The 13,756-nt window shown below is 43.5% G+C and carries 9 protein-coding genes and 1 pseudogene; 2 read left to right on the top strand and 8 right to left on the bottom strand.

Annotated features, from left to right (window positions below):
- Positions 1-88: 88 nt before the first annotated feature.
- From pnuC to SM122_RS09410, 8 genes and pseudogenes are all read right to left on the bottom strand, one after another.
- Positions 89-454: pseudogene (gene pnuC / locus SM122_RS09445) on the bottom strand (nicotinamide riboside transporter PnuC); the annotation flags it as partial.
- A gap of 167 nt (positions 455-621) precedes the next feature.
- The gene (locus tag SM122_RS09440) at positions 622-1,422 is read right to left on the bottom strand and encodes an energy-coupling factor ABC transporter ATP-binding protein (RefSeq protein WP_195326691.1); all 801 of its coding nucleotides are present in this window, start codon (positions 1,420-1,422) and stop codon (positions 622-624) included.
- Positions 1,409-2,245 carry an ABC transporter ATP-binding protein gene (locus tag SM122_RS09435; protein ID WP_195326690.1) on the bottom strand — a complete coding sequence of 279 codons (837 nt, stop codon included), beginning with the start codon at positions 2,243-2,245 and terminating at the stop codon, positions 1,409-1,411. The genes SM122_RS09440 and SM122_RS09435 overlap by 14 nt, the downstream gene beginning before the upstream one ends.
- Positions 2,221-3,012, bottom strand: a complete 792-nt coding sequence (locus tag SM122_RS09430; protein ID WP_171963570.1) for an energy-coupling factor transporter transmembrane component T — start codon at positions 3,010-3,012, stop codon at positions 2,221-2,223. Before SM122_RS09430 ends, SM122_RS09435 begins: the two co-directional genes overlap by 25 nt.
- Complete coding sequence (locus SM122_RS09425) at positions 3,012-3,614, bottom strand: hypothetical protein (protein WP_003008715.1); 603 nt, start codon at positions 3,612-3,614, stop codon at positions 3,012-3,014. The genes SM122_RS09430 and SM122_RS09425 overlap by 1 nt, the downstream gene beginning before the upstream one ends.
- A gap of 603 nt (positions 3,615-4,217) precedes the next feature.
- The gene (locus tag SM122_RS09420; protein ID WP_195326689.1) at positions 4,218-9,617 is read right to left on the bottom strand and encodes a Cna B-type domain-containing protein; all 5,400 of its coding nucleotides are present in this window, start codon (positions 9,615-9,617) and stop codon (positions 4,218-4,220) included.
- Between the two features lie 302 nt (positions 9,618-9,919).
- Complete coding sequence (locus SM122_RS09415; RefSeq protein ID WP_324738284.1) at positions 9,920-10,177, bottom strand: hypothetical protein; 258 nt, start codon at positions 10,175-10,177, stop codon at positions 9,920-9,922.
- A gap of 141 nt (positions 10,178-10,318) precedes the next feature.
- A complete protein-coding gene (locus SM122_RS09410) occupies positions 10,319-10,975 on the bottom strand; it encodes an acyltransferase family protein (protein ID WP_229042332.1) in 657 nt (218 codons plus the stop codon).
- A 118-nt stretch (positions 10,976-11,093) separates the two neighbouring features.
- Here SM122_RS09410 and pabB point away from each other — a divergent pair, with 118 nt between their 5' ends.
- Together pabB and SM122_RS09400 are read left to right on the top strand one after the other, a co-directional pair.
- Complete coding sequence (gene pabB / locus SM122_RS09405) at positions 11,094-12,821, top strand: aminodeoxychorismate synthase component I (RefSeq protein ID WP_195326688.1); 1,728 nt, start codon at positions 11,094-11,096, stop codon at positions 12,819-12,821.
- The gene (locus SM122_RS09400) at positions 12,821-13,435 is read left to right on the top strand and encodes an alpha/beta fold hydrolase (protein ID WP_154358832.1); all 615 of its coding nucleotides are present in this window, start codon (positions 12,821-12,823) and stop codon (positions 13,433-13,435) included. The genes pabB and SM122_RS09400 overlap by 1 nt, the downstream gene beginning before the upstream one ends.
- Positions 13,436-13,756: the final 321 nt, after the last annotated feature.

Below are 13,756 nucleotides of genomic sequence, written 5' to 3'. Positions count from 1 at the left end.
ATTATTTTCAAGTCCCAAAAACTACTCTAGTATATCACAAAAAGAGGTGGCGCAAAATGCCCAACCTCTTGTATTTTATTGATTGTTACTAGTAGCCTTTCTTGGCCGCCTTCGTCCATTGGTACCAACCAACCAGACTATTGATCAAGTAAATAAAGTATTTCCCTTGAATTTGAAGGCTTTTTCCCCACCAAAGATAGATGGAGAATACATTAGTAGCCGCCCAGAAAATCCACTGTTCGCGGTAGACAGCCGTCATCAAGAGTTGGCCGACACCATTGGTCGCATCTGTAACGGAATCCCGGAAAGGCCGATTGGCTCCAACTGATTGGTAAATATAGCCAAATACCAGCCACCAAATGGCACTGATCGACAAGTACTTGGTCCAGCCTACCGCATCCAGCTTACGAGTAACAAACTCTTGCTCTTCCTTTTTGAACTGGGCTTGGTAGATCAAAAAGTGTTAAAAATAAGACAGTAACCTCAGAATAGATACTGTCTTATCTCTTTTTTTTACTTAAAGCCTTGATAGACTTGACAAATGGTAGAAAAGAACCGTGAGTTCTTGCCAGAAGCTGAAGTTAATCCTTCAACCTGGAAAACCCGCAGAGGTGACTTTTTCTATACATCTCGATTTTTCTGGCAATAATCATCAACCGATAAATATGTCTGTGAATCACCCAGCGACTCCGCTATGTCCATAATCCGCGGTGGTAGTAATCCCACTCGCTGGACAAGTTCGTGATCGCTGAACAATTCCCGTGGACTGCCGGCGAAGCCAAACTTCCCGTGTTCCATAACATACACCGACTCAAACTCGGCGGCGACCCAATCCATGTCATGGGTGATGGTCACAACTTGGTGGCCCGAATCAGCCAACTGATGGAAAATTGCGGTCAACTTGCGCCGGCTTTCCCAATCAAGCGACATCATCGGCTCATCAAATAAATAAATCGCCGGATCCACTGCCAAAACTGTGGCAACGCTCAACAGCTTGCGTTCCGACAATGACAGGTCATATGGACTTTCAGCTGTTTTATCATCCAAGCCAACTCTTTTTAGAGCCTCTAAAGCCCGCCTCGTAATCGTGTCGTGGTCATCCATGACCTGCGCAACACTCCACTCCACCTCTCGTTGAACGGTCGGGTTGAAAAGCTGATCGTCAGGATTCTGAAAAGTAATCCCAACCTTCAGTAACTTTTCGACTGGTTTAAGATCATTAAAATTTTCTCCATCGATCTTAATCACACCGGTTTGTGGTGTCAGCAAGCCCGTCAACAATTTGAAGAGCGTTGATTTGCCGGCACCATTTTGGCCGACAATCGCCACCATCGGATCGGCGAAGTGTTTGTCTTCAACATCCAAGCTAAAGGACCGTTCCGGATAAGTGAACGTCAGGTGGTTCAGTTCAATTGTGGGCATAACGAACCTCCTTCAGATCAGCGTCATTCACCGGATACCGGCCATCAGCCAAGTGCCAATCCATTTTTTGAGCAAGTTGCTGGATTGTCGGGGCTGGAATCTGCCAGTCAGCTGCCAAATGATTAAACACCTCACCCGGCCTGCCCTGGGCTACCATTTGACCCTCGTGCAGCACCCACACAACGTCGGCGACCTCGCACAAATCGTCAATTTCACTGGTGACAATGAAGACAGTCGTCTCTTTGACTTGGGCCAGCCATTGGAAAAATTGCCGGCGGCCAAGGGGATCCATCTGACTGGTCGGATCATCCATAATCAAAACAGCCGGATTAGCCACAATCGCCGTGGCAATTGCCAACCGCTGGACCTGACCACCGGAAAGGCTCTCGGGACGCAAATTCAACTGTTCAATCAGCCCCATTTGCGTGGCAACTTCTTCAACCCGTTTTTGAATCAGTCCTTCAGCCATTCCCTGATTAATCAAGTCAAAGGCGATTTCATCGGCAACCGTTTCTGCCAACCCGCTTAGTTGGCCAGCTGGATTTTGCAGTACAACTCCATTCATGGCATTATAAACGGGCCAATTGTCGGACACTCGCTGGCCAAACATGTGCCAGTCGCCCTCAATCTCAGCAGACACAATTTTGGGAATGACCCCTGCCAGCACACGGCACAAAGTCGATTTGCCGGAGTGGCTATTCCCGATAATCCCAACCACCTGGCCGGTATGAACCTCCGCGTTAATCTGACGCAGTTGTGGTTGCTCAGTACCCGGATAACGGGTGGTCAAATTTTCAATTACAATCCGTTTATCTTCGTCCATATCTTCCACCCAATCAATAAAATTGCCAATCCAGTCAGACCAATGTGCAGCGTCCGCGACAGGCGATACACGCGCTGGGAGGTTCTGACAGTCCGGTTGGGATTATCAAAACCTCTCAGTTGGAGAGAAATCGACCGCGCCATCGATTGATCCAAGGTCTTAATCACCAATGGAATTAGAACCGGCAGGACTGACTTTAATTTCTGAATCAACGTTTTTTGCGGATTGGTTCCGCGAACTTTTTGTGCCTGCTGGATTTTCCGCATATTGCGCATCATTTCCGGCAAAATATAACACACCGACATCAGAACGTAGACGGTTTTATAAGACAATCCGGACAGTTCCAAATAGGCCGCGTTTTCTGAAATACTCGTGGTCACCATAAAAAAGCCACTGGTCAAAATAATCACCAATACTCGACAACCCAGAGTGGTGGCGTAAATCAGGCCTTCTTTGTAGAACGACACCCCAAGCACAGAAAACAGCACAGTTTGATTCCGACTGTAAAATAACCCTTGGATGATCAGCATGGTGCAAATCAGAAACAGGCTGAATCCCAGCGCCTTAAAGATGGTAGAACTCAATTTGGAAAATAACAATAGCAGTGTTGCGACAAGAATTAATCCGGCCTGAAGCAATAAATTCATACTGGCAAAGCTCAACAACGTCATGTCCAAGATGAACAAGAGCTTAGTAATCGGATCGATCACCTGGTACCACTTGAGCTTGACCCGTGGCGCTCCAGAAATCAATGTTTGATCAGTCATCATTTATCACCGCTAAAGAAGTGCACCATCCGCTTCGGCAACTGACGATAGATGAAGAATGCCAGGTAGGCCACGCAGACTTTATCCAAAATATCCAAGACAAACTCATCGATAAATGAGGCCAGCCACACTGGTGCATGATTGGCGACCATTACCGCAAACAATGAGTCACCCCAAGCGATACCGGTCTGACCACCCCAAAAGATGACGTTGAGTGGCGTTGAAATGACAGCTGAAACGATGGCAATAATAATAGCAGAAACAAATACTCGTCGCGCTGACGAGAACCACCCATTGGCGTGCAAAACTCCGACAGCAATCCCAATTCCGATGCTGGTAATCGCATATACGGTTGAAATTGGCGATAAGGTCAGCCCATAGATCACGTTGTTGATGAAACCACTGATGGCACCGGCAACCGGCCCAGCCAACATGCTGGCAAGAAAGGTTCCCAAAGACCCCAGCCAAACGGGCAACTTTAACCCCTCCGCCAAGGCTTTGGCAACATAGTTAATCCCCACGGCAGCGGGAATCAAAGTCATGGTGGCAGCACTTAACTTAAATTTCCACATACTGGTACGATGAATCGGTTCTGTTTTCATAATTTTCTCCTTTTGTTTTTAAAGAGCCGTGTCTGTTTAGACTTTCGGACGCAACGCTCTATAGATTTTTGATTTGAACCGCTTCTCCTTTCACAGATCCCTTAGTCGACATCAGGGATTTTCTTGAAAATAATTGTTCAACAGTTCACAACTAATCATACTCCGATTTTCATAGAAGTCAAGAATTTTCTGAATTTTTTTTTGAAAACGTTCGGGAATTAAAAAATAGAGCAAGCGCCCATGAGAACGATCGCTAGACAATTATAAGAGGCCACTATAAAAAAACAAACACCATTTCTGGTGTTTGTTGTGAACAGAGAAAAACTGTTCTTTTATATAAATCTAATAACTTCTATAAAGTTTTATTTATTAGTATTATTCGACCATCTTCTGAAACTTTCCTCTGTGAGAAAAGTGCTAGAAACAATAATGTTTCTAGCACTCGGAATTATTGAGACCTTAGGCTCAATAATTAGTCATGGAACTTCTTCGAAGTTCGCTGACGTCCGCACTCACCTATGGAAAGTTTCTAAGATGACTTTGTCTTTAATATGAACAAACACCATCTCTGGTGTTTGTTCATATTATAAAGGAAGCACTAGCTTATTTTTTCTTTTTCTTCAAAATATAAGCTGCAATGCTTGCCAAGAAAAAGGCTAAAACTAGGCTAATAATAGAGATGGTCGTACCCGTATTTGGTAAGAATCCTAAGATCTTGCCTGGTTTCTTCGGCTCTGGTTGGCTTGGTTTTTTAGGTTCAGGTTGACCCGGTTTCTTTGGTTCAGATGAACTTGGAGGAGTTGGTTGTTTTGGAGTTTCTTTTGGAACATGCTTGTTAGTAATCACAACATTTCCTTTACCATCCTCGTCGTTACGAGCTTCATAGCCCTTTGGAACACTGACTTCTCTCACTGTATAAGTGATGGTGTTTCCATTTGCTTTTTCATCTAAATCTGCAAAGGTATGGGTCCACTTGTTTTCAGCTGACAATTCTACTTCTTGACCGACTTTTTGATCATTGGCATAGAGTTGAATGCGAATACTCTTCGGACGAATTCCATCCTTGTCATTCTCATCATCCCACTTCTTAGTGACCGTGACGCTTGTCTTACCAGGTGCATGGGTATTGGTAATGGTATAAGCAGCCTGATCAATTGTAGTCGTATATTCAGCTACCTTCTCTTCTTGAAGAGTATAGACGATTTCTTTTCCATCCTTGAATTTTGGTAGACCTGTGAAACTTTCTTTCCAATCTGTCGCATTCGTGAGTTCTTTTTGAGCAACTTTTTCACCATTGGCAAGAAGATTCACAACGATACTTGCTGGACGAAGACCATCTTGATTGTCTTGGTCATTCCAAATCTTGGTCACTGGAATATCGATCACCGCTGGCGTATGCGTATTGGTCAAGATCGTATGAGCAGCGTCAGAGGTATCGGCAGTGACTTGGTAGCCTTCAGGAACAGAGACTTCTTCCACACGGTAGCTGATAGCTTGACCAGCTTTCTTTTCAGCTAATTTGCTAAAGGTATGAGTCCATTGATTGTCCGCTGACAATTCAACTGGGTCTCCTACTTTTTCATCCCCAGCATAGAGTTGAACCTTAATGGATTTTGGACGAAGACCATCTTGGTTGTTGGCATCTTCCCATTTCTTAGTGACTTTCATCTCTGTAAGAGCTGGTTCATGCGTGTTGGTCAAGACAACATTAGCCTTGTCCTTATCATTTACCGTTACTTTGTAACCATCTGGGACAGTTACTTCTTTGACTGTATATGCAATTGCTTTTCCAGCTGCCTTGGCATCAAGGTTTTCAAATGCACCTTTCCAGTCATTCGCGGCTGAAAGTTCTAATACTTGGTCTGTTGGAAGGCCATCTTTGTACAATTGAACTTGAATGCTGGCTGGACGGAGACCATCTTGGTCGTCTCCATCTTCCCACTTCTTGCTCACTTCTACTTTGGTCTTTTCTGGTTCGTGCGTGTTGGTCACGACTACTTGACCTGGATTGCTTGCTTCGACGGCTTGTGTGTAGCCTTCTGGAACATCGATTTCTTTGACTGTATAGTTGATAACTTGGCCAGCTTTCTTCTCATCTAGGTTTGAGAAGGTATGGGTCCATTTGTTATCTGCTGACAATTCAACAGCCTTACCAACCTTTTGATCACCAGCATACAATTGAACCTTGATTGTTTTTGGACGAAGGCCATCTTGGTTATTGGCATCCTTCCAGTTTTTCGTAACAGTCAGGCTTGTCTTACCTGGTTTGTAAGTATTGGTAATTGTAGTGCCATCAATCTTAGTGGTGTAATTGTCCACTTTGTCTTCTGTCACTGTGTAGACAACTTTTTGTCCATCTTTATAGACTGGTAGATCTGAGAAGGTATGAGTCCATTCATCTCCTTCACCAGTCAGATCAAGAGCTTGAACCTCTGTTCCATTTGCCAAGAGGTGAACTTTGATGGTAGATGGGCGAAGACCATCTTGGTTTTGTGCATCATCCCAGACTTTCTTGACTGTAACCGTCGTGGTCTCAGGAGTGCGCTTGTTAGTGATGGTGGCTTTTCCATCTGTGAAGCTAGCTTCTTCTGTATCGACCGTATAATGAGTCGGTACTTTCACTTCTTTGACAGTGTAGGTAATGAGCTTGCCATCACTGTCTTTATCCGGAAGATTCGTAAAGTGGGCTTTCCAGTCTGTTGCGGCTGAAACCGTGACTGGTTTTCCTTGAGCTTTGCCATTCTTGTAGAGTTGGAATTCCACACTTTCTGGGCGAAGCCCTTCTTGGTTGTCTTGGTCATCCCAAACTTTTGAAGCTTCAAGATCGAGATACTTGATATCTGCTTCATTAGCGATCTCAACTGGGACTGCTTTTGATCCAACCGCTTTTCCATCCACCGTGACGTGGTAGATTTGTTTGTCCGCATCATAGGTGACAACCACAGCATGTTCTGTTTCATCCAACTTGTAGTTTTCAGGTGCTTTGGTTTCTTTGAGCGTATAGGTTCCTTCTGTTAAGGTGTTAAAGGAAAGTTCCCCTTTTTTATCAGAAGTTGCCGTCGCAACAACCGCGCCATTTGCATCAGTTAAGGTAAATTCAGCACCTTCAAGAACTTTCTTAGGATCATCCTTGTCCACCTTCTTGACGTGGAAAGCAGCCGAGAAGATTTGTGCAGTGACGGTATTAGACTCACGATTTCCTTCATGACCTTTCGCCTTGTAACCAAACTGGTTATGGGCTTGAACAAGACCAGAACGACCGCCGTTATCTTCATTATCTTTGGTGCGTTTTTGCATCAAGGCCTTGACTTCATCAGTCAATTCACTTGGATTTACAACTGGGACACCAAAGCTTGCTTCTCCACGCGCAGGAATCGTAGTCCCAGCATTTGCAACTAACTTGATTCCTGTTACTTGACTGTAATCAGCCACAGCTGTCGTCCAGATATCCTTGTCAGCAGCTTGCGCCATGGTATCTGTCGTAACGCCTGTATCAGTTGTATAGTAGACCGTCCATCCTTCTGGAGCTGTCACTGGTCCACGAAGGCTGACCGTGTATTCTGTCATCCGACCAGATCCGTCTAGTGTGTTAACGTCTTTTACTTTTGGTAGGACATCATAGACGACTCCGTCTTCTACTGCCTTATCCGTATTATTTTTAATGGTGAGTTTGTAGTTAAAGGTTTCACCTGGTTTGAAGGTACGTGTCACAATCGAAGCGTCTGACAGGTCATCATTTTTAGCGATGTATTTGCGGGCATAGATTCCCTCAGCAGCCACAATTGTATAGTTTGATTGGGCATATGGAATCTTATCTGTTGTTGAACCATTCCCGTTCAGATCGTAAACGTCTTCCGTGACCCGATCAGGGTTGGCATTTTCAAGATCGTGGATGCCGTTTCCAGCGACATAAACTTTATTGGTGAAAGTCCCACCATCGTCTTTCCCTTTCAGATCGGCCACGATAAATGGTAGACGCACGCGATTAATATCTTGAAGAGAAGCTTTAATAAACTCTTTTTGGTCCAAATGCATGATGAGAGCTGTCCGTCCAGAATTGTGGTAGTTTTCAATGACATCGTAGCTCTTTAAGAATTTCATCCCTTTTTCATTAGAGGCAAGGTTTCTCTCAAAATCTTTATAGTCGACTTTAAGGGTATTTGGATCATAAAGATCAATGATTCGCAGGTCTCCATAATCCTTATCAGGATCTAAAACTACTTTGGTTGCCATCAAACCAAAACGAATATTTTGTCCATCAGTATAACGAACATCATTGTAATCCGTCGTTTTTGAAATCTCAAAGCTTTCCTTCAAAGGAATCAGCTTAAAGGTCCAATCTGATGTTTGGTCTTTAGCAATATTTGATTGTGTTTGATAAGTGACACGACCTGTATTCTTGAATTCATTCTTGGTCGCATCATTTTCATCGTAACGAGTCTTTTCTGGATCTTTGAAGCTTGTATAGGTATTGAGGCGAATTCCTTGACCAGATTTTAGGACAAAATCATCCTTCATTTCCATCCGCCAACCGACAACGGTTCCATACTTGCTTAAATCAATCAAGCCATTGCCATCTTTGTCTGTTTCCGGCTGAATTTCTTTTTGGCTACCATCTTCTAAAGTAAGGGTCAAGCGTTTTACGTATTTACTGATATGCTCACCAATACCGTAATTTCCTTGCATAAGACGAGCGTAATCAATCTTGGTGAATTTTAACCGAGAGTCCACTGTCTCATCATAGAAAACAAAATTCTTTTGTGTCGAAGGAGTTTTATTATCAAAAGCGATGATCCATTTATAGTTTGCTGCCTTGTATTCAGTTGAATCATAGACATCACCATCTGCTTTTTTGGCAAAACTTCCAGCCCCTTCCAGGTCACGAGAGGTCAAGCGGAAAATGAGGGAATCTTCAGCTGTAATATCCGGTTCTCCTTCTCCACGATTGGCAGGAATTCCCACAATACTTCCTGAGTTTGTCAAATCCTTACTAAGGACGTCTTTGAGAGTCTGGTCCTTTTCCAAAACTAAATCAGGAAACTTCAAGTAAAGGTAACTTGTATTCTTGATTTTTGCCATGAATTCTTGGTGATAAGCTGCTGGATTACCGTTTGCATCTGCTGCAAACGTCTTAGAAACGGTGCCATCTCCATTATCTACCCAGCCTTCAGACTTAGCTGTATCTAAAACTGCTGTCCGGGTATTGCCATTTTTATCTGTATAGGTTGGCAACTTATCGGTAAGCGTTACTGATTCTAATTGACGATATTGTCCCCCATACTGTCCTTGCATTCCCTCCAATTGAAATGCAAATGGAACAGATGATGGGGTTTCAATATAATTTTTTCCGTCAGCCCCTTTGACAACACCAGGCATGGCTTCCGCATAGTCCTTGGACATGGCTTCGTTCAAGTTTTGGTTGATATACTTGGTTAAGCGATAGTCATTGTACTTGGGTTTCCAAATGATATCATTGAGTTTTGCTTCTTGACCATTGATATTCAAGGTACCCGTAATATCCAATGAATAATTGGTCGGTGCATAACCGACTTTAAATTTTCCAATAAATGGTAAAGTCAGGACCTCAGACTTTTGGTAATTGTTAAAGTGAAGTGTGACTTGATAATCATCTCCAACTTTTGTAACCGTTGGTTTGTCATGCTCTGAAGCACTATTGAAGTCAGGGAAACTAACTTCTCGTAAGTACTTTCCAGGAACCTTCAAGGTCACCGTTACTTCATTAATATCCGTTGTCAAATTCTTAGGGGTGATCTGGATATAACCAGACATGGTATCCCCTGTATAATAGGACATTCCACCTGGATGATCTTGTTTATCCCCATACATAAGGGCAACATCCAAGGCCCCATTATCCCCGACTGCTAGCTCATTGGCAAAGGCTGTGATCGCCCCTTGACCAAGCTGGCCTAGCATCATGAAAATTGTTAAAATGGCAAAACCTTTTTTCAAAAAGTCTTTCCATAATGAACGAAGCTTTTTCATGTCTTATCTCCTTTACTTTTGTTAGCCTTCCAAAAGGCCCTCCCTTTAATTTTATCATTTATTTTTTAAAATATCCTTTGCTTTTCAAATTAAATCATCACTATTCAATAATATAGACATTATTTGCAATGATGTCTATATTATAAATCACTATCTGGTACTGATTTCCCCTTTTTTCTATCCAAGGGCAAGAAAATAAAACATTTATAAACAAGGAGGAGCAGTCTGCCAATTCTTATTCTTCCTTGATTTTCTTCATACAAAAAAACTCAAACACATCTGCTTGAGTTTTGTACACCCTACTACTGGTTGGTTATTTTATCTAACTCTTCACCATTTGAAGGAATCTTTTGTTTTTCCCTTCTATCTCGTACCCACAGCATAGCTAGTCCAAAAAGGTAGCTGCCAAACAAAGCCGTTACAAAAATCAGCTTGCCCTTATCCGGATAGGAAAGAGGGAGAGTTCTAAACCCGTAGCGAGCCAACTCAATAAAGATCGGATGCGAAAAGTAAAGGGCTATACTCATTTGCTTTAAATACTGTAAATCATAGCTTTTCAAAAAGGACGATCGCAGGCAGGCATTGACCAAATAAACGGTCACAAAGGGAAGTAGAAAGAAAAAGTTCTTATCAATTCCTTCGTGTTGAAAAATGATGATGCCTTCTAGACAGAGCAAACCAAATGCAAAAGCTACTTTTTGCTAACAGTGAACCTTAAAGGTTTGTGCATGAAAATGATCATACAGATAGTACCCCATATAAATAAAAATGGGCGTGTAAAAGAGACCATTTCGCGCTGTGAAAAATAGGTTGCTGTAGAGCTGGTAACCCTTGAGAAGACTTGTGGTGTCCAGATAAGCCGAATAGGTCTCGATCAAGCCCCAGCAGTAAAGAAGAAAGGTGATCAACCCCGTCCAAACCATACCTAGGCGTTTGACCAATTGATTGACCAAAAACAAGCCCAGTAGAAAGGCCGGAATATACCAGAGTTGGTAGCACATTCCCAGATAGATCAGTGCAATGAGAACACCTGCTGGAAAGAGATAAACAGGAAGATGGAGACTAGAGAAAAAGAGCCAGGCATAAGGGAGGTAAACAAAACTCCAAAACAAATAGGTTTTTACAATTTTGGCCAGATAGGCTTTCATTTTCTGAGAATTCCCTAGTGATTGTCTGAGGAAAAAGCTGGCACTGACGATAAAAAATGGCACCGCTAGTCGGCCGAGCATACTCTTAAGACCAAAATGCAGTGGCTCATAAGAGGTCAAGCGACCACTATGCACCAAAATCACTGCAATCGCAAAGAGATATTGAAAAAAGCTGATACTAGAGGTGTTATAGAGGGGATTCTTTTGCATGGTCCTACTCCTTGCCCAAAGCAGTTTCTATGGTTATTTTAGCATGAAAGGGAAGGCCAAGCAAGGAATCTTACATCCTTATCTACCTTTTTTCCTCTATTTTTGATATACTCAAAGCATGCATAAACAAACGATTATTGATTTTAAAGAGCTTGGATTGCGATACCTTTTCACCAAGCCCATAAAGGAATTAAAAACTAGAAACCTCGACCAGGTAGAGGTTCTTCTTCAAGAAGTCGAAGCCTACCAAGAGAAAGGCTTTTATGCAGTCGGCTATGTCAGCTATGAGGCTGCTCCTGCTTTTGAGAAGAAGTTTGCTGTCCATCCAGCCCCTCTCATGGGAGAGTATCTCCTCTATTTTACGATCCACGAGGAGGTCGAAACCCTTCCTTTTCCAGAGGACTATGAAGCTGTGGATCTTTCAGCCAATTGGAAGGAAGAGGTAGAGGCGCCTGCTTATCAAGAAGCCATCGAGACCATCCATCACCATATTCGCCAGGGTGATACCTACCAGGTCAACTACACCGTCCAGCTTTCTCAAGAGCTAAAGTCTGACCCTTTGGCCATCTACAACCGCTTGGTGGTTGAGCAGAAAGCCCATTACAATGCCTTCATCCAGCACGATGATGTCTCCATCCTCTCCATCAGCCCTGAGCTCTTTTTTGAGCAAGACGACCGGCTACTGACCACGCGTCCTATGAAGGGAACGACGCACCGTGGTCTCACCAACCAAGAGGATCTTCAAGAGGCTGCTTGGCTAGAAGCCGACCCGAAAAATCGAGCAGAAAACATGATGATCGTCGACCTCCTCCGCAATGACATGAACCGGATTTCGGAGATTGGAAGTGAGCAGGTGACCCATCTCTGCCAAGTCGAGCAATACTCCACTGTTTGGCAGATGACCTCGACCATTGAAAGTCGCTTACGAGCTGAAATCGACCTGATCCAAACCTTCCGAGCTCTCTTTCCTTGTGGCTCGATTACAGGAGCACCGAAGATCTCCACTATGGAAATCATCCAAAAGACGGAGAAGTCTCCTCGAGGTGTCTACTGTGGAACGATCGGCATCCTTCTTCCAAAAGGGAAACGGATTTTTAATGTAGCCATCCGGACCCTTCAAATGCAGGGGAATCAAGCCATCTATGGCGTGGGAGGAGGCATCACTTGGGACAGCAAATGGGAAGGTGAATACCAGGAAACCAAGCAAAAATCGGCTGTCCTCTACCGGCAAGAACCTCGCTTTGAGCTCCTGACGACTGGCTGCATCCACCAAGGAGAGTTGACTTTCCTCGACCAACATGTAACACGCTTGAGAGAAGCTAGTCGCTACTTTGCATATCCTTATGATGAGTCGAAGCTCCTGAAAGAACTTCAAGAAGAACTCGCTCATTTAGATCTCAACCTTGACTATCGTTGTCGGATTGCCTTGCAAAAAAACGGGACCTTCCACCTAGAGATCACGGAGCTGACCGACTTGCCAGCTAGCTATCTACAGGCCCAACTGACCGAGCAGAAGCTTGATTTAGCGACGCCATTTACTTATTTCAAAACGAGTCAGAGAGACCATCTAGGCCAGTCAGATCACGAGCAAATTTTTCATCTGCCAGACGGAAGCTTGCTAGAGACGACGATTGGCAATCTGGTGCTGGAGATAGAGGGACAACTCTATACCCCACCAGCTCACCTCCCCTTACTCGATGGCATTTATCGGCGCCATCTTCTTGAGACCCAGCAGGTTGAAGAAAAACTCTTAACTCTGAACGATTTAATAGACGCCGATCGTATTTATGCCTGCAATGCTCTTCGTGGTCTCTACGAACTCGATTTTCAAAGAAAGGATTCCTGATGAAACTGATTTTTTTACATGGACTAGGACAGGATGTCCTCTCTTGGCAAGGAGTCCAATTTGCACTTTCACCCTTGCACTCCAAAACTTTTGATATTTTCTCCCATCCAAAAGAAAGCTATCAGGAAGTTAAAGAAAGGTTGATGGAGCGCCTCCAGCAAGAAAGCGAACCCTTTATTCTGGTAGGACTCTCACTAGGTGGCGTGCTCGCTCTTGATCTCTCCAGACAAGACTTCCCGCAACTCAAGGGCTTGGTCCTTGCAGGAACTCAATACAAACTCAACACCAACCCCCTCTATCGGCTCCAGATCCTTCTCTTTCGTCTACTTCCCAAGCATGTCTTTGAAAAACAAGATGCCAATAAACAACAGATGCTTCAAATCTTGACCGAATTAAAAGGACTCAATTTAACCAATACCGTTAAAGCTTGCCCTCTCCCTAGCTTGGTTATTTGTGGTAGCAGAGATTGGGCCAATCAATCTTCTTCTAAAAAATTGGCCAAGCTCCTGCCAAAAGGCCGCTATCAAGAAATCGCAGACGGAGGCCATCTACTCAATACCGAGAAACCCTATGAACTGGCCCAAGCCATCAAGGAGTTTGTCGCTGGGTTCTAAAATGAAGAGGCTAGCTTTTAGAACAGTTGTTCTTAATATATATAAAGTCATTTTTAAAACTTTCCTTAGGTGAGGACGGACGTCAGCGAACTTCAAAGAAGTTCCATGACTTAGTTTTGGACCCAAGGTTCCAAAACTCCCGAGTGCTAGAAACATGATTGTTTCTAGCACTTTTCTCACAGCGGAAAGTTTTAATATATTTTGGATTGAATTTCAACATTAGAAATTCTTTTTATTTCTTTGTAGAGTCACCTATTCAACATTTTTATTTTATAAGAAGTCTTTACCGCAATTTTTTAGAAATATTTGAGAATTGCTTGA

The sequence above is a fragment of the Streptococcus gingivalis genome (assembly GCF_035544715.1).
GTDB classification, from domain to species: Bacteria; Bacillota; Bacilli; order Lactobacillales; family Streptococcaceae; genus Streptococcus; species Streptococcus gingivalis.
Note: the sequence above shows the minus strand (reverse complement) of the source record. Positions and strands in the feature narration are given on the sequence as shown.